Source organism: Commensalibacter melissae (assembly GCF_003691365.1).
GTDB classification, from domain to species: domain Bacteria; phylum Pseudomonadota; class Alphaproteobacteria; order Acetobacterales; family Acetobacteraceae; genus Commensalibacter; species Commensalibacter melissae.
In genome coordinates this window covers 844735-865579 of the sequence record NZ_CP033087.1, presented here as the reverse complement: position 1 = coordinate 865579, position 20845 = coordinate 844735, and the positions used below count along the sequence as shown (strand labels likewise).

The window sequence follows — 20845 nt, the reverse complement described above, 5'->3', positions numbered from 1 at the left end:
CTAACCAAAAGCAGTTAATTTACCATCTTGCCCCAGGATCAGCAAACGCTCATTTACAACCACCGGAGCTAGAGCGGGAGTTATACCTGTTTTAACAATATTGGTTATTTTACCTGATGCCGGACTGAAGGTTACCAGTCCAATATCGTTAAAATCACTGATACAGATAAGTTGTCCGCCTGCCAATACAGGACCATACCAAGCAATGGGATCTTTATATTTTTCCATATTCTTGAAACGTCTCAGTTGAGTGACCCAACGAACCCGACCCGTTACACGGTCGAGACAAGCCAGTTGCTGATCAAGGGAAAGAACAAATAACCAATCGCCAATAACAACCATTGAATTTTGACCTGAAACTTCACGTTCCCAAATACGTCGACCAGACCTTAAATCCAGTGCCACCAAGATTGAACCGATACTTATAGCATATACCGTACCATCAGCAATTACAGGAAGCGCACTGATTGCCGCAAAATCCACAAAAGCATTACGACCATTTCGACCCAGCGTATCAGTCCAAATCTGCTCCCCGGTATTTGCCCGCAACGCAATCAAATCTCCTGATCCAAAGCCTGCGACAAGAATGCCTTCTGAATAGGCTGGTGCTGGTTGACCAAATAATTTTGTTTGAACACTGCCTGTACTATAGGACCATAACTGATTTCCCGTTTTTGTATCCAAACAAAATAACCGTCCATCAATTGTGCCAAAAAACAATAACTGGTTTACAATTGTTGGTGCGGAACGACCAGGTGTACCAACATCCACACGCCATACAACCTTTCCTGTTTCTCGATCCACCCTCAAAGTTTCGGCCACGCCATCCACAATATATAAAGCATCCTCGGTTAATCCAATACCACCTCCCAAATTACTTGATCTTGACTTTTTCTTTTTGGGATTTAGCCGCCATAGCAACTTACGTGATTGCCAATCAAACGCAGTTACCTTACCCACAGCATCCATTGTGAAAAAATGATTGCCATCTATAACCGGAGTTGTATTGATGATGCCCTGGCCTTTTGATCCCAGCGCAATATAGGATAAAGGGCTTGGTTCGGAATTTCCTGATCCGATACTGCAACTCCACATTCTACGCACGCCACCCACCGCACTGTGAATTGAGGCATGGTCAGCCGTTCTTCCCTCAAGCATCCATTTCTCGTCAATAACTGGTGATGGAATAGTGATTGAAGTTTTGTCACTATGATCGACCATCAGTCCGGCACCAGTACTAAAAACGTCTATTCGTTTACCAATAATAACAGGTTTATTATCCTTATGCCCGCAAGCTGCCAAGGCCATTCCAGTTGCGGTTGTCGCAAGAATCGATCGACGTGAAAATTTCTTTTTTATAGGTAGAATATCTTGCATCGTTAAACCCTTTTATTCGCTGCAATAACCTGCAACATCACATTTGCCCTTTTCCGTAGTTCTGGACTGGCATTCATATCCGTAGATAAACGTCCAAAAACCTGTTTCGCCTCTATAACTTTACCAGTTTTAAGATCCAAAATCGCCTCACACTCTCGTGCCAAAGCATACCAGGGAGTCTTGTGATCCAACAATTCTCTGATACGATTATGTAATTCACCTGGATCTACATTATCAAGATGGTTTTCAATCCACAATAAATTAGCCAGATTACGAAAATCAGGCGATGCAGTTTTATCAAATCTTAAAGCTTCCCAAATTGCGGATGCCTCTTTAAGCTTTCCCTGATCCAGTAGTAATGATGCTTGTTTTAATTGTGCCAATGCCCGTATAGATTGGGGAGAATGATTGGATATATGGTTAAATTCACCAATGATCTGGTCAACCATCTTATCATCTTTGGATTGAGGAGATAACTGTGCTGTTTTTTGCATGACCTGCATATAAGAATTTGATGCATTTACAATTTTCTTATGCTTTTGCCAATGATTAAACTGTAAAAGACCAAATACGGCCAGAACAGCAATAATAACAACTATTGCCAATTTAGCATAACGTCTCATGAAATAATGCAGTTTTTCTGTCCGTAATTCTTCATCTATTTCTTTAAACAGGTCTTCTGACACTTACAGTTTCTCCTTTGTGCGTTTATTATGACTTGAATTTGGCAGTTTTTTTTATTTTCCACCTGTTGCACTTTTTAATTTTTTACTTCCATCGACAATCGTGGCACGCATTTTAGTAAGATTGGCAGTAATTCTAGCATTCATTTCAGCGCTAACTTTTTGGATCGATTCCATTTCATTTTTAGCTTTTTGGCTAATGGCAACCTGTTTTGCATGCGCCTGTTTTGAAATACATGCATAATACACATGAACAGCCTTGTTATAATTATTAAACTGCTCAACACTGGCATTGTATTTGGTAACATTGCTTACGTTTATCACTGGTGACTTGGGTTCATTGCCACAGGATGCAGTCCAATCCTGTGCAAAAGCAGCCACGCCGGGTATTGGAGAAAATCCAATCATAGCGGTCAAAATGAATTTTTTCATCGGATATTTCCTTTCGATGATAAAGTTAGATATGATGCAGACTCATGGTAGAAAATCTACCAAATCTCCGTCAGGTTTCCCACAAATTTCATTATCCTGCATCACGATTTTACCTTTTACGATTGTTGCAACAGGCCATCCTTTCACTTCCATTTGATCATAAGGTGTCCAACCTGCCGGTGAAACAATCCAGTCATTGGTGATACGACGATTAGTTTTCATATCAACCAGGGTGAAATCCGCATCATATCCGACCTGAATTCGTCCTTTTGTAGGCATGCCATATATTCTTGCCGGATTAGATGCCATTAAATCGACCAAACGACCAAGCGATAATCGTCCCTCATTTACATGATTCAACATGAGTGGCACGAGAGTCTGTACACCCAGCATTCCTGATGGACAGCATAGCCATGGTTTTGCCTTGGCTTCTGGATCATGGGGCGCATGATCCGAGGAAACGATATCAACCACACCATTCTCAATCGCTCTCCAGCACGCATCATAGTGTCTTTTATCACGGATAGGAGGATTCATTACCGCCAAACCTCCTAACCGTTCATAACATTCCGGTGCGATTTGGGTTAGATGATTTCCTAGCACTTCAACGGTTGCGATATCTTTATAATCAACCAACCATTCAAGTTCTTCCTGTGTCGTTGTATGCAAGATATGCGCGGGTCGACCTGTTTTACGGGCTAATTTTATGATACGTCGTGTTCCAAGAAATGCACATTCCTCATCACGCCACAAACGATGATTTTCGTAAGGCATACCCTCACAAAATAACTTTTTCCTAGTCTGTAAACGATATTCATCCTCGGCATGATAACATACTCGACGATGACCATACCGCATGATATTTTCAAGACTTTCATCATCTTCCACCATTAAGGAACCGGTTGAAGAGCCGGCGTAAACCTTGATACCACACACCCCTCTCATCGTTTCGAGATTGGATAGTTTTTGCGTATTTTCCCTTGTGGCACCAACGTAAAATCCAAAATTAACCCAGCTTGTCTCCCTTGCCCTTTCTTGTTTCCATATGATCATTTCCTTATCCGCTGTGGGAGGATTTGTATTGGGCATATCAAAAACAGTGGTCAATCCACCCATCGCTGCCGCTCTTGTCCCGGTTTCAATTGTTTCAACCATATCATTTCCCGGTTCGCGAAAATGCACATGACAATCCATCAAACCTGGAAGAACATAAAGACCCTTCGCATCAATAATCTTTTCGGCAGCATCACTTGATTGAACAGACAGGGATTGAATACGCCCTTTGATTACACCAATACCGGTTTCATATTGTCCCCATGATAAAACACAATTACCATTTTTAATTATCAGATCGTAATGCACAAGCAAAATCCTTTATCAATCCATTAAAACTTCTAAAACATTTCCCAGCGGATTTTTCCCAACAATATGCACCTGATGCCATATTGCATAAAATAGAATATTCCAAGCCATAAATCGTTCCTTGCGTCCAGATGCCTTTTCAAATAAAGATCTCACATTTGATAAGGAAATTTTGTTACCAATATCTGTCTGACAAAAAACCGCCTGGGCCAATTCATTGGCGTGCTGTTCGATCCACAAACCAATTGGAACACTAAATCCAGATTTTTTGACAAAAGGTTGTGCTAGTGGAAATTGCCACTCAAGCCATTTGCGTAATATCCATTTCCCTTGGCCATTTCTTATTTTCAAATGATCTTCAAGATTGAAGGCGAATGCTGCAATTTTTTTATCCAGAAATGGGACTCTTCCCTCAATAGAATGAGCCATGAGACAACGATCAAGCTTGATTAAAAGATCATTGGGTAACCAATCATTCATATCAATTTTTTGAGCAATTTTCAGGCGTGAATCATTTTTATCCTGCAATTTATATTGTAATCTGAAATAATCTTGCCATTCGCTGGAAACGGAATGAAGGAAAAAATTGTCTCGTTCAAAAATACCCTTGCGATAAAGTCTTTTACCGCCTAGCCAAACAGATTTTGCCGCTTTACGATATCGTCCATAACCTGCAAATAATTCATCACCACCCTCACCAGATAAAATAACCTTAACTATGGATCTGGCCTCATTTGCAAGAAACCATGTTGGGATAATTGCATAATCGGCAACAGGATCATCCATACATGCAATAATTTTAGGTAAATGTCTGAAAACATCCTGCTGATTTATGGTGACGCAATGATGTTGAATACCTATTTCCTTTGCCAATAATGCCGCCTGCAATGCTTCATCCTTAACATAGCCAGAATCATTATTTATCTCAAAACGGGCTGTCCAGGCATGAAGACGATTAATTCGTCCCAGACGCTGCATCATTTTCAATATAATTGAGCTATCGATACCACTTGATAGAAAAAGTCCGAATGGCACATCAGAACGTTCATGAATACGAATCGAATCTTCCAAAAGACTATCAAGCTGATTTAAAGCTTTTTTCTCATCTGTAATCATAGACCTTGTTTTTGGAAAACAAGACTGTGTTTGCCGATGAATAATTTCACCATTTCGGATTATCAGGGTTTCACCAGGTAAAATCCGATAAATATTATTATAGATTGTTTTATAGCCCGGTATGAATTGCAATTGCAACAATGTATCGACTGCAGACTGATTTATATCATCATGCCTAACAAAACCTGCCTTGATAATTGCTTGCGCTTCAGAAGCAAATACAACACCCTGTTCTACACTAGCATAGTATAAAGGTTTTATACCAAAGGGATCACGGCTCAAAACAAGCGTTTTTTCGTCTATGTCAACCATGGCAACTCCATACATGCCACGTAGGGAATTCACATAATCGGCATGAAATTTCTGCCATAAGGGAAGGATTACCTCACAATCGCTTCCCGTTTTAAAAATATAATTCTTAAAAAGATGGCGTAATTCGGGACTGTTATATATTTCACCATTTGCAATCAAAACTTGTTGACTGTCATTGGATAGAGGTTGTTTTCCCCCTTCTATATCAATAATGGAAAGACGCGAATGCAACAAAACAACATGACTATTTTCCCATGATCCGTTTCCATCAGGACCCCGGTGATGCAAAGCCTCCAATAAGATCTTTTTTTGATGTTCAGAAATGCTGTGGCCATCTTTCAAGGCAATTCCTGCTATTCCGCACATCAGATTTTCTCAATTCTCGTTAAAAATTCATACCATTTTTGTAAAACAGTCGCCTGACTAAATTCCCTTTCGAATTTTTGACGTCCTGCAATTGCAATTCTTTGAGATAATGCCGCATCATTTGTCAAGGACGCGATAGCCTTTGATAAGGCTGTTTCATCTTCCAGAGGGGTTAGGAGACCATTTTTCCCATTGTCTATCAATTCAACAGGTCCTTGCGCAGCCAACGCGACTACCGGTTTAGTTGCGGAAAAACCTTCTAGAACTATATTACCCAAAGGTTCATGACGAGAGGAGCAAACCAGAATATCGCAAGCCTGGATAATACCTGATATATCCCCAATCCAACCCGGCATATGGACACGATCTTGAACCTTTAAGAATCTTGCCAAATTTTCAAGCTTCTGACGCTCCTCACCTTCCCCAGCTATAAGCAAATGGGTATTTGCAAGATTAGGCATCGCCTTTATAAGGATATCAAATCCTTTATTAACATGCAGTCTACCCAACGCCAGTAAAAACGGTGCGTTATTGGGAATATAAGAGGGACGCCTTGCACATGCATCGGGAAATGTTCTTGCAAAATTGGGAACATGATGAACACAATTTTCCGGCCATCCTTGGTTTTTGATCCATTCTACAATTCCTTTGGTATTACCAACCAGATGATCACATTGCCTGTAATATTTTAAATCATAAAACCCGCCTAAACGTCCCACGTTTATCCAATCACCCCTTGGCATAAAAGAGGCCGCCCTATTCATCCAAGCCACCGCTACTCTTGGTGAAAAATCCTTTAGAATTCTTTTTAGTTCATACTTCGTTGAAAGATCCAACAACCCACCGAATCGTAATTCATGGGAGAATAAACCAACTTCGGTAAATTTCCGTTTACGATCGGAATTTTTCCGTATAATAGGTAATACAGACAATTTTTGAAGATGCTGGGCAATACATAATCGCTCGAAAAACAATTCTGCCCCACCATTAACCGCTCCCGCCATAATGTGTGCAATACGGAAATTTGATGGATTGCTCATATTTACAAAACTTATTCCTAAATTACATTTTAATCATTTTGTCTATCTTGTTTATTATAGGTTTCCAAAAGATTCTGAAAAGCATTATAAACTTCATCAACAGTTAGGTTTTCCATATTTGCCATTCCATTTCCACCTGACGCTGACAATCCTTGGGCATAATTCCCGGCTGGCTCATATTCTGACAATTTACTTGGTCCAAACAAACCAAGTACAGGAATTTGACAAGCGGCGGCCAAATGCATCAAACCTGAATCATTACCTATAAAACCTTTACAACGTGATAATAAAGCGGCAACTTCTGTTAAAGTATTTTGACCACCACTATCTATAACTGGCAAACTGCTCCTTTTCAATGGATCCACAAGATTAAATTCTTGACTTCCTGGCCCATAAAAAAGAACGAATTCATAATCCTTATTAAAAACTAAAAGTTTTTTTGCCACTTGAATAAACCGTTCGATTGGCCAAATCTTGCCAATCCAATTTGCGGTTGGTGCCAAGGCAATATAATGATCGGCAGGCAATTTTTCTGCAGCCGTTTTTTTATTTTTTTCATCAATCCATACTACTGGTAAAGGTGTATAGGGCAATGATAATGACCTGGCCAAATAATGAACGCGATGTTCCTTAATCCTTCCACCATGTACAATGCATTTTTTTTTTGTTCTTAAAAAATAGCCTATTCCTGAACCACGAAGGTCAATCACCAAATCCCAGGATTGCATCACACATTGTGACCATAATAATAACCAATGAAAATCAAAACGGTATTTATTCATTACCAATGTCTTGTCACGCCTTGGCATTGCATCGAAAAGACCAGCAGCCACTGGTCCGCAAGCAATTGTAAACTTTGCTTGTGGATAGGTTTGTAACAAATAATCAAGTATTCCGGTTGAAATTACGGCGTCTCCCAATCGGGTAGAGGTGATAAACAGAATTTTCCTGATTGAAGATACCGTCATGCAAACCCTTATTCTTTCAATCCAAATTAAATAATATATAAGTTGGCAATTTAAAACAGTTTAGTTCTAAACTATTTATTATTTAATTAATTAAATGATAATTAAGATGGATATTCTCAATGAACAAACTGTATTCTAACAATATGGTTTTAACAACGAAAAAAAATTATAATGCACAGTTCCAATTTCAATGAATTATTGGCCAAGATAAAATTCAATCAGGATGGTTTGGTTCCAGCTATTGCCCAACAATATGATAGTAAGGAAGTTTTAATGATGGCATGGATGAATCAGGAAGCAATTATTGAAACTATTTCCACTGGTCAGGTCTGTTATTATTCTCGCAGCCGTAAAAAATTATGGCATAAAGGTGAGACTTCAGGTCAGACACAAAAATTGGTGAATTTCCTTTTTGATTGTGATGGCGACACACTGCTGCTTTTTGTCGATCAGAAAGGCGTGGCATGCCATACCGGTCGTAAAAGTTGCTTCTATAATGCGTGGCAAAACGGATCTATCAATGAAATAAGCCGTCCCCTGATTAATCCTGAAAAATTATATCAAAATAAACATAAATAATGAACAAATCAGAAAATCCGCCAATAATATGGATCTTGGCTGGTGAAACCAGTGGTGATGAATTGGGAGCAAAACTAATTAAAGCTTTGCGTCATTTTAACCCCGATCTGCAGTTTTTAGGTGTTGGGGGGCCAAGAATGCAAGAACAGGAAATGAAAATCCTTTTTCCCATGCAGGATCTTGCCGTGATGGGATTGGTTGAAGTCCTTCCCAAAATATGGACCTTGTCAAAACGCCTTAACCAAGCTGTCAAACATATTGAAACAATTCATCCTGATATCATTGTAACAATTGATAGTCCCGGTTTTTCTTTACGATTATTAAAAAAAGTCCAATCTTTATCAATTCCCAGAGTTCATTATGTTGCGCCCCAGGTTTGGGCATGGCATGAAAATAGAGTAAAAAAATTTCCGGGACTATGGGAAAAACTTCTTTGCCTCTTTCCTTTCGAAGAAAATTTTTTTTTAAAACATGGAATTAAAGCCCAATTTGTTGGCAATCCCATTATCGAGACAGAAATGCATCATGCAAATGCCGATGATTTTCGCTCTGAACATCATATAGATCCACTTCAACCGATTTTACTTTTAATGCCTGGCAGTCGTCGGTCAGAATTGCCGAAGCTTATGCCCGTATTCAAAAAAACTTTAATTTTATTAAAACAAACAAAACCAGAACTCATTGCCGTGTTACCCACCTCTCCGCTCGCCAGACATTATGTTGAAAGAATCATTGAAGACTGGCCTGTAAAACCACTGGTTATTCATGAAAAAAAGGATAAATATAATGCCTATGCAGCAGCACAAATCGCCCTGACAAAATCCGGAACCACAACCTTGGAACTTGCATTGGCCCATATACCCATGATCGTAACCTATAGGGTTCATCCCATCACGGCAATGATTGCCAGACACATGATTCAGGTTCCTTTTGTAGCAATGGTTAATCTTCTAGCCCAAAAAGAGGTTGTACCTGAACTCTTGCAAGAAAACTGTAATCCCGTAAAATTGGCTGAGAAGGTTATCGAATTTTTAGATGATAAAAATATGGTTCAAAAACAAAAAGAAGCTTTTATTCAAATTCTAAACGCTTTAAAAGCACCACATCATCAACCACCCTCTTATGAAGCAGCTAAAGAGATATTAGAATTAATGAATAAAAATGAATAATATTTTAATTTACACTATTTATTCTTTATTTAACAGTGCCCTTTCTTTTCTAACCTGTTCAGCGGTTACATGCCCGTTTCTTCCCCCGAAATGGGAAATAACATAATTGGCAATATCTGCAATATCCTGATCATTGAAAACATCCTTGAAAGAAGGCATCATATAATTACCCAGCTTAGGATCTTTGAGGGTGGATCCTTCTAAAATAACCTTAACAAGATTATTTCCACCCGTTATCGTTGCTGTTCTCGAACCCCAAAGGCTTTCATATTCCCCTTGTCTTCCTTGACCATTTTCCAGATGGCAATTTGAACAAACAGAAGAATAAAGATGGCTTCCATGACTATGACTTTGTTCAGTAACCTCCAATTCTTCAACAGATATCTTGGCTGCCCCTTGTTGCTTTTCCATGGGACGTAAAGAACGTAGATAAATTACAATTACATGAATGTCTTGGGGTGTTAAATAAGATAGTTGCGTATTTATAACATCTGCCATGGGACCGGATGCAGCTCCATGACCTGAAACATATCCCCGGGATAAATATTTTTCCAAATCAGTGTCACTCCATGAACCAATTCCCGTATCCTCATCAGCGGTGATATTATATGCTGTCCATCCCTTATGACCGCCCCCTGCATAATCTTTTACAACAAAGCGACCATTGGACCAATTTTCAGGAGTATGACAATATGAACAATGACCTGGTCCTTCAGTCAAATATTTTCCCCGGTTCCATGATTGTGATTTCTGATTGTTATACTCGAAATGCTTGCCTGTATAATTTATGATCTGCCAAAAACGAATGGCCCACCGCATATTGTAGGGAAAAGCCATTTCTTTATCAGGAACTTTATTTTCAATTGCAGGTTGTTTTTCAAGATAACGTCTGATTGCCAATATTTCATCACGACTCATGGCACGATAGGCAGTATAGGGCATTATGGGATACAAATATTTTCCTTTATGACCAATTCCTTTTTGTAATGCACTTATAAATTCATCATCTGTATAACGCTGAATTCCTGTTTTCACATCTGAGGTAATATTTGAAGAATAAACAGTTCCCTGTTTGGATATATAAAAAGGTTTTCCCCCTGCCAGTCTTGGTCCATGATCAGCTGTATGACAACTTTCACAACCTGATGCGTGAAAAAGATACTCTCCTTTATCCATTTGGTCCTTCTTCACATCAGTTGCCTGACCGATCAATATGCCAAATGATGAGCTGGAAAAATTGATACATAAAATTATGAATAAACGATAATTTTTCTTAAAAAAAATTAAGGAATTGATGAATTTAATCATGAAAATTCTTATTTATGCTGAAATACCTGCTTCGCCAAAGGCAATGAATGAAAAAATTTACCCTGAATCAATCCCAAGGCATGGCTCAGTGCTGGTGCTGCCACTATTGTTCCCAATTCACCTACCCCTGACGGCGATTCATTACTGTTAACCATATGAACCTTGATATTAGGCATATCATTCATTCTCAATACTCGATATTGATTATAATTCCGCTGTTTAATTTGTCCGTTTTCTATTTGCACTTCACCATACAAGGCGTCACTTAATCCAAAAACAACTGAACCCTCAATTTGCGCACAAACTTGTTCTGGATTTACAATCAAACCACAATCAACCGCCACATCAGCACGATGTATAAGAATGACTGAACTGGTTGTAATTTCAGCTTCTATAATTAGAGCGATATAACTGCCAAATACATGTGCCATGGCGAAACCTTGCCGAATGTCTCCAGATTGAGATTTATTCCATTCGACATTTTGCAATAACAAATCAACAACTGCTTTTGCACGATCATCAAGACCCAAAGTTTTACGGTATTCGATCGGATCCATACGTGTATATAATGCCAGATTGTTAATCATGTTTTCCAATACAAAAACATTACGAGTTGCCTCTCTACCCTGTCCAGATCCGAAATTCAATTTCGGGGCGTCACATACAGAATATTCAAACTTATAGTCATGAATATGATAAGGCATTGTATCCAACCCCAAAAGGTAATTCGGACTGGATGGATTCCTCTTGTCTGTATCGTCAATAAAAGTCATCATTTTATGATGAACAGAGGTAATCGCCAATTTGTTATTTACGCCTATCTTTAACTGGTCATAATATGGGGGACGTAACGCATCATTTTGAAAGTCGGCTTCCCTTGACCATATAAAATTTACCGGATATGAAACCTGTCGTGCGAATTCAGCTGCATCAAGAATGTATTTTTGGTCCAATCTACGACCAAAACTACCGCCAATTTCATTATAATGAAGAATTACATTTTCTTTACAAAGATGAAATTTTTCAGCAATATGCTCCTTTAACATTGATGGAGCTTGAGAACCTATCCATAACTCACATTGAATGTCATGAAAATATATTGTGCAATTTATAGGTTCCAATGCCGCATGCAAAAGCATAGGCTGAAAAAAATCCCATTGAAACAGTTTTTTTTCATTTTCCATTTCAACTGATACTGAAGCATTTTTATTATGAAAAAGCATAGTGGAAGGTTTTGATATACCCTTTTTTAAATTCTCATAAATCATTGATGTATTCAGTTGAATATTTTCATCACCCTGCCATTTTACCACGAGACATTCAGCCGCTTTCAGGGCACGCCAACAATTATCAGCAATAATACATATTGACTTTTCATTTTTTAAAATATCCTGAATTCCAGGAACATTTTTGGCCTGTCTATCATCAATTTGATGGATTTGATCCCCTTCGATCGGGGAGCTGATAATATAACCCGTTTTCATCCCGGAAAGTTTAATATCCATACCATAAACAGATTGACCTTTAATTTTTTTATCCGTATCAATCCTTGGTTGTGGTTTGCCAATAATTTTATAATCTAATCTATTTTTAAATTGAACAGATTCTGGAATATCAAGTGTCATAATTTTTGAAATTAACATTCCGTACGAGAATGTTTGATTATCAGGGCAAATAACATATCCATTTTCAGTATGACATCGTCTTTTATCTGTATTCAATTCCGCAGCTGCTGTTTGTAAAAGCATCATTCGTAATTCGGCCGCACCCTGTCTGAGAGGGAACCAATCTTTTGCAACAGAACCTGAACCATAGGTCAGATTTAAATCCTCATTTGGTTTCATATTTTTTATTTGTTCATTTTCAATCATTTTGGTTTCAATTGAAACCGATTTTAAATCAACATCCAATTCCTCGGCCAAAATCATTGAGGCAGCCGTTAAAATCCCTTGCCCTATTTCAATATCGGGTATGAAAAAAGTGATTTCATTATTTGCTTTTATTTTTATGAAAGCATTTAAATATTGTTGTTTTTTGTTTTTTCGCTCGGAAAAATCTGAATCTTTCTCTAACTGATCATTTTGTGCTTTGCCCCCTACAGGTAACATGAACCCAAAAAGCAAAGCACCCGTTTTTCCCAAAAAAACACGACGGGAAATTTTTTTATGCTTCATCCATTATACCTGCAGCAATTTGAATAGCTTTATAAATACGTTGATATGTTCCACATCGACAGATATGACCTGTCATAGCTTCTATAATCTCGTTTTTATCAGGTTTATCATTTTCTTTTAACAAGGCTAAAGCCGTCATGATCTGACCAGGTTGACAATAACCACACTGCGTTGGTTCCGTCTCTTTCCAGGCCGCCAATAATTTTTGAAATATTGAGTCTTCCCCAACCCCCTCGATAGTAACTATCTCCCTATTCCCGATATCACCAACAGGAATGGAGCAAGATCTTACAGCTTTACCATCTAGATGAACGGTGCATGATCCGCATAAACCAATACCACATCCATATTTCGTACCCGTTAATCCAACAATATCCCGCAAAACCCAAATTAATGGCATATCTAATGGAACATCCAGTTCTATTTTCTTTTTATTAACTGTGATGGAAATCATATCTGGTTCTGATTGCTGTTCTATTTTTAAATCAAAAAGAATAAATTATCAGTTTTTATTTTGTTTATTATTATTTTCAATGTTACCCTCATTTTTTAAATTATTGATTTCCTTGGACTCATACCCCAACATCAACTGTTTTTCCTTATTGGCTATACGTCGTGTATATCCCAACATCATGAAATCGTCATCCTGGGAATTGGGGCGATCTTTTGCCTCGTCAATTTTTGAAAGATTATAGGCCACAATCGGATAATCTTGAATTAATCGTTTAAATACATCGGCTGGCATCACCAATAAATATCCAAACCTCAATGCACGATAATTTGCATAAATTCTTTTACCCGCAACAAGTTCTGATGCACCAAGAATATCACCAATCCCATATGTTAGACTTTTACTTGCAGAATGTGTTTCAAATAATCCGCTACTGACAAAATAGACATTTTTAACCTTTTGTTTACGATGAAGGATTTTTTCACTCGGAAATACAAAATAGACCGACATAGACATACTTATATCATATAAAACAGCCTGTGGCACACCGCGTAAACATGGCAATTCCTTCACGCGCTCTTCCAATCCACTTTTGAGATTGAATTTTAGGCGGCGATTATAACGTTCAAAACGCTTTTCAACATTTTTTTCCAATTCGGAATAAAGCTCATCACTAACCAAAGACTCAGCCCAAAGACTGTTATATTCATCACTTTCTAATCTGAGAGTGACCAATTTCAAAAACCTTGATTCAAGAGCTTCAATATATCCCTGGTAATGAATGCGCATAATTTCCAGCGCATCATCCAACATACGATTTTGCCTATCCAGAACTTCTGAAACAATTTCGGCAATTCGCACACCCAATGTCGGCTCTATACGCCTTTTCATAAAACGTGTTAAGGAAATCGATACAAATCGGGATACCAGCAATATTTCAAACCGTTCCATCATGCAGTACATCAAGGGACGATCGATATGCAATTTTCGATGTATATATTGCGCAACACGAAATCGAAAAGGAGGATGCAATCTTTTCTGCATCGCTTTTACGTATCCATACCTTCCCTCGGTCCATGCACCATCCAACGTAGCTTCCGCTGAACGCAAAAGAGTTTCCATCACTCTTCGTGGCAAACCCTGCATACGGAAAAGATCCAGTAAAATTGACCGCTCTTGTGCAGCTATTGTAATCAAAGCCAGTGAAATACGTTGACGATCAGTCAACATTGTATCAAAACTATTTGCTTCTCTTTCCTCATTAATACGACGGTCAATCTCTTCAAGCGTATAATTGGTAATGACATTTGAAAATCCAAATTCATTTGCCACGCGACGAGCCTTGTCCTTAACATTACCCAATCCAATTCCTAGAATCTGGTGGCGCACAGCCTGGTCAATGGGTGCAAGTTCATTTAGCCGGAAATAAATTACCACCGCTCTTAATGTTGTTCCGTTAACCAATAAGGTAAACAATACAAAGCCCGTTGCAACAATACCTACAAACTGGGAAATCGGTGTTGGTATCAATTCATTTTCCGTTACCGCCAATGCAAGGGCCAGTGTAATGGCACCTCTTAATCCACCCCATACCATTGTCGCTTTAAATGGCGTCGGCACTGGAGGCGAAAGTTTTGTAGCTGCAAGTAAAGGCAACATCCCAAAAATAACCATTGCACGTGCCAGCAACCCGGCAATTGTCGCCAATAAAATAAGAATAAAATCCCATTTTGTCATACCAATCAATAAACGGGGGACAAGCATAGAAGCCAACACAAATAATAGCGATCCTGCCCAAAATATTATTTGTTGCCATAACTCATTCAAAAATCGCCATGTTTGAGGCCTAAATGTCGAGGGACCATAAGCGGATAAGGTCAATCCTGCCGCTGCCGCTGCCACAACACCGGAACAGTGCAACAAGTCATCACAGACAATATAGGAAATATATGGTAAGGCAACCGTTAAAGTAATTTCCGCAGATCGACCTGTATTTGAACCCAAACTTACAATCATCCACAAAGCGCAACGTGCAAAGAAAAATCCTGCAATCAATGCCCCGACAAAAGAAAGAAAAATTGCTAGAGCTGAACTAAATAAATGTACCTCTTTATGCGCAATAATAGCGGCAACCAAAGTCGAAAAAATGGAAATTGCTGCAGCATCATTCAATAAAGCTTCGCCTTCAACCAAACGGGTAAGACGAGTTGCCGCCCCAATTTCTCTGAATATGCCAGCAACAGCAGAGGGATCCGTCGTTGCAACGATCGCTCCAACCAGCAGACAAACCGTCAGAGGCATTCCCGAAAAGGGATATAAGGCCAGACCTATAGTGGCAGTAGAGACAATGACCGCAACAATGGCCAATAAAAGAACCGTGCCGATTTCATGGGCCAAACGACGCACATCAATAGCCAATGCCGCCTGAAAAACCAATATGGGCAGGAATATTAACAAAAAACCTTCGCTGTTTATTGGAAAATCAAGTAATATTTCAGCGGCTGTATCAAAAACATGTATGTGGGAGCTGTGTAAAATCAAATCAGCTGTTCCACCAAGAACAACCCCAACAATAGCCAGTATTACAGTTTCAGATAATTCCAGCCGTTTTGCCAATGGCTGAACGGCGCTTACAATGACCAATAATATAGCTGTCGCTAATAAAACAGTGGCCAGGCCTGTAACTGGCATATTGATGTCTCTCCGCTATAAACAAAATTAGAATTATTTTATATATCAAGCCTAATACGGATGGGATATCAACTTAAGTCAATATAACTAAAAAAATTCCTCGTAAAAAAATATAGAATTCATCTTAGACCGTTATGAAAGCTTTACTGCATTATAATTAACATATTTTCATTAAAATAAAATGATAAAATCTTTGAAAATAGGATAAATTTTTATGAAATTGATCCTATTGCCTATCCATAATTTGATGTAATATCGTTCTAAATTATGCAGTTTCTTTTAAAATATCTTCATTAAATTCAAAATTTATAACTCGAGCATATTCTGTGGGAACAATATGCCAGAAATGTTTTATTGTATTCTGCCATTCATGTAAAAGATGCGCAGCATATCGGCTTTTTGTTTCTTCAATATGCTTTTCAATAAGGTTTTTGACCCTGTCTTCCCATTTTTTATCAATCACACGCTGCCATCGCAAAGTTGACGCATTGACACGACGTTCAAACTGTTGGTGGGGATCGTAGACAAAGGCCATTCCACCTGTGAAACCGGCCCCGAAATTAGGACCTATTTCACCCAGAATGATCACTGTTCCCCCAGTCATATATTCACATCCGTTGGCACCGCATCCCTCAACCACAGCCGTGGCACCCGAATTGCGAACCGCAAAACGCTCACCTGCCTTTCCGGCCGCAAACAGATATCCGGCTGTTGCACCATATAAGACTGTATTACCAACAATCACATTATGATTTGAAACAAGTTTTGTTTCTGGTACAGGACGCACAATAATGGTGGCTCCTGACAACCCTTTCCCGACATAATCATTGGAATCCCCAAAAACCTCAAGCTTCAAGCCCTGAACTGCAAACGCACCCAACGATTGGCCTGCTGATCCATTAAGACGAACAGTCAGATGATCCGGCGCCAATCCTTTCATACCAAACCGACGGGTTATCATTGATGAAATTTTTGTTCCAATTGCTCGATATGTATTATAAACATTATATCGCAATTGCATTTTTTCACCATGTTCGAATAATGGCTGAGCATCAACAATCATTTGTGCATCCAATGTTTCAGGCACCTCATTACGCCCTTCACGAACACAATAACCAGCATGCATCCCCGGATCCACTCGTGCCAATAATGGATTCAGATCCAAATCATCCAGATAAGATGCACCACGTAAAACCTGACGTAACAGATCTGTTCGCCCGATTATGTCTGTCAAAGATGTAAATCCAAGTGTGGCGAGAATATTTCTTACATCTTCAGCAATGAAAGAAAACAGATTGATCACACGTTCAGCCCCATCCTGAACAAAGTTTGCACGCAATTTTTCATCCTGGGTACAAACCCCAACGGGGCAGGTATTGGAATGACATTGACGAACCATGATACAACCCATTGCTATAAGACTGAGTGTACCAATACCGAATTCCTCCGCTCCTAGCATGGCAGCAATAACAACATCCCGACCAGTCTTGATACCACCATCAACACGTAAAACCACCCGGTCACGCAAACCATTTAACATCAACACCTGATGCGCTTCCGCCAACCCCATTTCCCAAGGAATTCCACCATATTTAATGGAAGTCAATGGAGAGGCGCCCGTTCCGCCATTATGACCTGAAATCAATATTGTATCAGCCTTGGCTTTAGCTACACCGGCAGCAATTGTTCCAATTCCTGAAGCCGCAACCAGCTTAACACCCACAGTTGCCTCTGGATTAATTTGTTTGAGGTCATAAATAAGTTGCGCCAAATCTTCGATCGAATATATATCATGATGAGGAGGCGGAGAAATTAAAGTAACTCCTGGGACGGCATGTCTAAGACGACCAATTAATTCCGTAACCTTAAATCCTGGTAATTGTCCACCCTCACCCGGTTTTGCACCTTGGGCAATCTTGATTTCAATTTCACGACAATTATTCAAATACTCAGCGGTTACCCCAAATCTTCCAGATGCAACCTGTTTAATTGCCGACGATGCATTATCCCCATTTTCACGGGGTTTGTACCGAACCGCGTCTTCTCCTCCCTCCCCGGAATCTGAACGGGCTCCAATCCGGTTCATGGCAATCGCAAGAGTTTCATGTGCTTCGGGACTTAACGCACCGAGAGAAATTCCGGGGGAAATCAATCTTTTTCTCAATTTTGTAATATTCTCAACCGATTCAACAGGGACCGGTTTATTTGTCGATTGAAAATCGAATAAATCCCTTAGAGCCATTGGAGGTTGTCTGTGAATTTCATGGACATATTGTTGGTACAATGGCCAACTGTCTTTTTCCACAGCCTGCTGAATCAGTTTAATGACAGAACTGCTTAAAGCATGTTTCTCACCTTGTTGACGCCATTTGTAAAACCCACCGATCGGCAACAATTTCACATTGGGATCCCAAGCCAATTGATGGGACTTTTTTATATTTTGTGCAATTCCTGATAAACCTATCCCTGAAATTCTGGAAGACATTCCCGGAAAAAATTCAGCAACCAATGCCCGGGACAGGCCAATCGCTTCAAAATTATATCCACCTCGATAAGAAGAAACCACAGAAATTCCCATCTTGGACATAATTTTCAACAAGCCTTTATCTACGGCTTTACAATAGTTTTGAACAGCCTGTCTTAATGTAATATTTCCAAAAAGCCCTTTTTTATGACGATCCGCTATACATTCCTGAGCAAGACAAGCATTGACTGTCGTAGCTCCAACCCCGATTAAAACCGCAATAGAGTGCACATCAAGACAATCTGCCGCCTGCACGTTAACAGAAGTGAAGGTTCTCAGGGATTGACGAACAAGATGAGTATGTACGGCAGCCGTTGCCAAAATCATTGGAATATTGGCATAATCCCTATCTTGCTTGTCATCACTAAGGAATATATGTGTACACCCACATCGAACAGCTTCTTCAGCTTCACTGCAAATTCTTGCCAATGCTTGACGAAGCCCTTTTTCACCATCATTGACCTTATAGTTACAATCAATACTGCACCCGGTTTTACCGCAATATTGTTTCAATGCTATAAATTCACTGCTCGTCAAAACCGGACTGCTTAGACGTAATAACTGACACTGTTCGGAAGACTGATCCAAGATATTACCCAAATTTCCCAAACGAGTGCTCAACGTCATAACTTGGGTTTCTCGTAGACTATCAATCGGTGGATTGGTAACCTGGCTGAAACGTTGACGGAAATAATGCGATAAACCTCTATAATGCTCACTAAGTACCGCCAAGGGAGTATCATCGCCCATTGAACCAATCGCTTCCGCAGAATTTTCAACCATAGGCTGCAATACTGTTTCAAGGTCTTCAATACTCATTCCAACAGCAAGCTGTCTTTTACGTAATTCATCCTCTGCGAATAAGACAGGCTCATTATCCTGATCTTTTACTATGGAAGTAATCTGCTGCGTATTCGTAATCCAATCACTGTAATTATGACGTTTAACTAGAAGCTGTGTTATATCTTCAGGGCGATAAAAAAGACAATTATCCATATCAAAACCTATTGTTTCTCCTGGTCCCAATCTGCCTTTTTCAAGAATTTGGTCTTCAGGAATATGCACCATTCCTGTTTCTGATCCCAAAATCATCAAATCATTAGCTGTTATCGTATAACGTAAAGGACGTAACCCGTTTCTATCCAATCCGGCAATAATCCATTTACCATCGGTTCCACATAAAGCGGCAGGTCCATCCCAAGGTTCCATTACCGCGTTGGAATAGCTGTACATATCTTTCACATCTTGGGTAATATCCTGCAGCAATCCCAGGGCCGGTGGAATCATCAAGGCCTTTACCGTAGGGGCATCCCTACCCGCAAACGTTAATAGCTCAAATACATTGTCCAACGCCGCGGTATCAGATCCATTGAATTGAATGACCGGTTTCAAATCTGTCATATAAGCATCCAAATCCGGATGGGAAAGTCTTGTTTCGTGACTTTTCATCCAGTTTATATTACCTGATAATGTATTTATCTCACCATTGTGGGCAATGCGTCTAAACGGCTGCGCAAGTTTCCATGTCGGAAAAGTATTGGTTGAATAACGTTGATGGTAAATCACAAAACGGCTGACAAATCGTTCATCCAACAGATCCGGATAAAAATCGGACAGATTTTCCGCCAAAAACATGCCCTTATAAATTATCGAACGGCAGGACATTGAACAAATATAAAGATCAACATGACTTTCAACAGCCTTTTTCTCTATTTTCCGTCGAATAATATAAAGATTGCGTTCAAAAACATCCTCTGAATGGTGATGTGTATTGATGACAAGAATCTGTTCAATATCAGGACGTGTGGCATTCGCTTTTTCACCGATACAGTTCGTATCAATTGGCACCTGACGCCAACCATAAATTGAATAGCCAAACCCCATAATTTCGGTTTCGATAATTTGTCGACAGCGCTCCTGACTTGCCAAATCATTTTTAGGAAGAAAGATCATTCCTACAGCCAGCCGCCCCTGTTTTACCGCATGATGACCACTACGAATGGATTGCAAGAAAAAATCCTGTGGTATTTCAACATGAATACCGGCACCATCTCCTGTTTTCCCATCAGCATCAACAGCGCCACGATGCCATAAGGCTTTTAAAGCTGCCAAACCGGCCTCAACCACATCTCGGCGTTTTTGACCATCAAGAGCCACAACAAATCCTACACCACAAGCATCATGTTCTTGTTCGGTGGAATAAACATCTTTTAGGATCGCTTCATTCTTTTTTCTTTGTTCAACAAAGGAATAATTATTCATTTTCTTAACCTACCGTAATGAATCCATTCAA

Annotated in this window: 14 protein-coding genes; 2 read left to right on the top strand and 12 right to left on the bottom strand. The window is 39.4% G+C overall.

What is annotated here, in order from left to right:
* The 7 genes from D9V35_RS03950 to D9V35_RS03920 are packed head-to-tail and all read right to left on the bottom strand — an operon-like array spanning position 1 to position 7656.
* The gene (locus D9V35_RS03950; RefSeq protein WP_122123460.1) at positions 1 to 1377 is read right to left on the bottom strand and encodes an outer membrane protein assembly factor BamB family protein; all 1377 of its coding nucleotides are present in this window, start codon (positions 1375 to 1377) and stop codon (positions 1 to 3) included.
* Between the two features lie 2 nt (positions 1378 to 1379).
* Positions 1380 to 2063: a DUF2659 family protein gene (locus D9V35_RS03945; protein WP_122123459.1), complete on the bottom strand. Its 684-nt coding sequence runs from the start codon at positions 2061 to 2063 to the stop codon at positions 1380 to 1382.
* Between the two features lie 51 nt (positions 2064 to 2114).
* Entirely contained in the window at positions 2115 to 2492 is a 378-nt protein-coding gene (locus tag D9V35_RS03940) for a hypothetical protein (RefSeq protein ID WP_122123458.1), read from the bottom strand.
* A gap of 42 nt (positions 2493 to 2534) precedes the next feature.
* Positions 2535 to 3854, bottom strand: a complete 1320-nt coding sequence (locus D9V35_RS03935) for a dihydroorotase (RefSeq protein WP_122123457.1) — start codon at positions 3852 to 3854, stop codon at positions 2535 to 2537.
* 15 nt (positions 3855 to 3869) lie between these two features.
* Entirely contained in the window at positions 3870 to 5648 is a 1779-nt protein-coding gene (gene asnB, locus D9V35_RS03930) for an asparagine synthase (glutamine-hydrolyzing) (protein WP_122123456.1), read from the bottom strand.
* Positions 5648 to 6688, bottom strand: a complete 1041-nt coding sequence (locus D9V35_RS03925) for a glycosyltransferase (protein WP_122123455.1) — start codon at positions 6686 to 6688, stop codon at positions 5648 to 5650. The genes asnB and D9V35_RS03925 overlap by 1 nt, the downstream gene beginning before the upstream one ends.
* A 29-nt stretch (positions 6689 to 6717) precedes the next feature.
* Positions 6718 to 7656 carry a glycosyltransferase family 9 protein gene (locus D9V35_RS03920; RefSeq protein WP_122123454.1) on the bottom strand — a complete coding sequence of 313 codons (939 nt, stop codon included), beginning with the start codon at positions 7654 to 7656 and terminating at the stop codon, positions 6718 to 6720.
* Between the two features lie 171 nt (positions 7657 to 7827).
* Here D9V35_RS03920 and hisI point away from each other — a divergent pair, with 171 nt between their 5' ends.
* Positions 7828 to 8235 carry a phosphoribosyl-AMP cyclohydrolase gene (hisI, locus tag D9V35_RS03915; protein ID WP_122123453.1) on the top strand — a complete coding sequence of 136 codons (408 nt, stop codon included), beginning with the start codon at positions 7828 to 7830 and terminating at the stop codon, positions 8233 to 8235.
* Entirely contained in the window at positions 8235 to 9404 is a 1170-nt protein-coding gene (gene lpxB / locus D9V35_RS03910) for a lipid-A-disaccharide synthase (protein ID WP_122123452.1), read from the top strand. The genes hisI and lpxB overlap by 1 nt, the downstream gene beginning before the upstream one ends.
* 18 nt (positions 9405 to 9422) lie before the next feature.
* Here the strand turns inward: lpxB and D9V35_RS03905 are convergent, their stop codons facing one another.
* The 5 genes from D9V35_RS03905 to gltB all read right to left on the bottom strand — a co-directional run bounded on the left by D9V35_RS03905 (position 9423) and on the right by gltB (position 20814).
* Positions 9423 to 10595 (bottom strand): c-type cytochrome, encoded by a 1173-nt coding sequence (locus D9V35_RS03905; RefSeq protein WP_162988570.1) that lies wholly within the window; start codon positions 10593 to 10595, stop codon positions 9423 to 9425.
* 125 nt (positions 10596 to 10720) lie between these two features.
* The gene (locus tag D9V35_RS03900) at positions 10721 to 12886 is read right to left on the bottom strand and encodes a xanthine dehydrogenase family protein molybdopterin-binding subunit (RefSeq protein ID WP_122123450.1); all 2166 of its coding nucleotides are present in this window, start codon (positions 12884 to 12886) and stop codon (positions 10721 to 10723) included.
* Positions 12876 to 13340: a (2Fe-2S)-binding protein gene (locus D9V35_RS03895; RefSeq protein ID WP_122123449.1), complete on the bottom strand. Its 465-nt coding sequence runs from the start codon at positions 13338 to 13340 to the stop codon at positions 12876 to 12878. Before D9V35_RS03895 ends, D9V35_RS03900 begins: the two co-directional genes overlap by 11 nt.
* Positions 13341 to 13388: 48 nt before the next feature.
* A complete protein-coding gene (locus D9V35_RS03890) occupies positions 13389 to 16028 on the bottom strand; it encodes a cation:proton antiporter (protein ID WP_122123448.1) in 2640 nt (879 codons plus the stop codon).
* Between the two features lie 265 nt (positions 16029 to 16293).
* Complete coding sequence (gene gltB / locus D9V35_RS03885; protein ID WP_122123447.1) at positions 16294 to 20814, bottom strand: glutamate synthase large subunit; 4521 nt, start codon at positions 20812 to 20814, stop codon at positions 16294 to 16296.
* Between the last annotated feature and the right edge of the window lie 31 nt (positions 20815 to 20845).

What these genes read in the sequence shown, in the direction of transcription:
- D9V35_RS03950 (WP_122123460.1), bottom strand. Translation starts at nt 1,377, where the DNA reads ATGCAAGATATTCTACCTATAAAAAAGAAATTTTCACGTCGATCGATT.
- D9V35_RS03940 (WP_122123458.1), bottom strand. Translation starts at nt 2,492, where the DNA reads ATGAAAAAATTCATTTTGACCGCTATGATTGGATTTTCTCCAATACCC.
- asnB (WP_122123456.1), bottom strand. Translation starts at nt 5,648, where the DNA reads ATGTGCGGAATAGCAGGAATTGCCTTGAAAGATGGCCACAGCATTTCT.
- D9V35_RS03925 (WP_122123455.1), bottom strand. Translation starts at nt 6,688, where the DNA reads ATGAGCAATCCATCAAATTTCCGTATTGCACACATTATGGCGGGAGCG.
- D9V35_RS03920 (WP_122123454.1), bottom strand. Translation starts at nt 7,656, where the DNA reads ATGACGGTATCTTCAATCAGGAAAATTCTGTTTATCACCTCTACCCGA.
- hisI (WP_122123453.1), top strand. Translation starts at nt 7,828, where the DNA reads ATGCACAGTTCCAATTTCAATGAATTATTGGCCAAGATAAAATTCAAT.
- lpxB (WP_122123452.1), top strand. Translation starts at nt 8,235, where the DNA reads ATGAACAAATCAGAAAATCCGCCAATAATATGGATCTTGGCTGGTGAA.
- D9V35_RS03900 (WP_122123450.1), bottom strand. Translation starts at nt 12,886, where the DNA reads ATGAAGCATAAAAAAATTTCCCGTCGTGTTTTTTTGGGAAAAACGGGT.
- D9V35_RS03895 (WP_122123449.1), bottom strand. Translation starts at nt 13,340, where the DNA reads ATGATTTCCATCACAGTTAATAAAAAGAAAATAGAACTGGATGTTCCA.
- D9V35_RS03890 (WP_122123448.1), bottom strand. Translation starts at nt 16,028, where the DNA reads ATGCCAGTTACAGGCCTGGCCACTGTTTTATTAGCGACAGCTATATTA.
- gltB (WP_122123447.1), bottom strand. Translation starts at nt 20,814, where the DNA reads ATGAATAATTATTCCTTTGTTGAACAAAGAAAAAAGAATGAAGCGATC.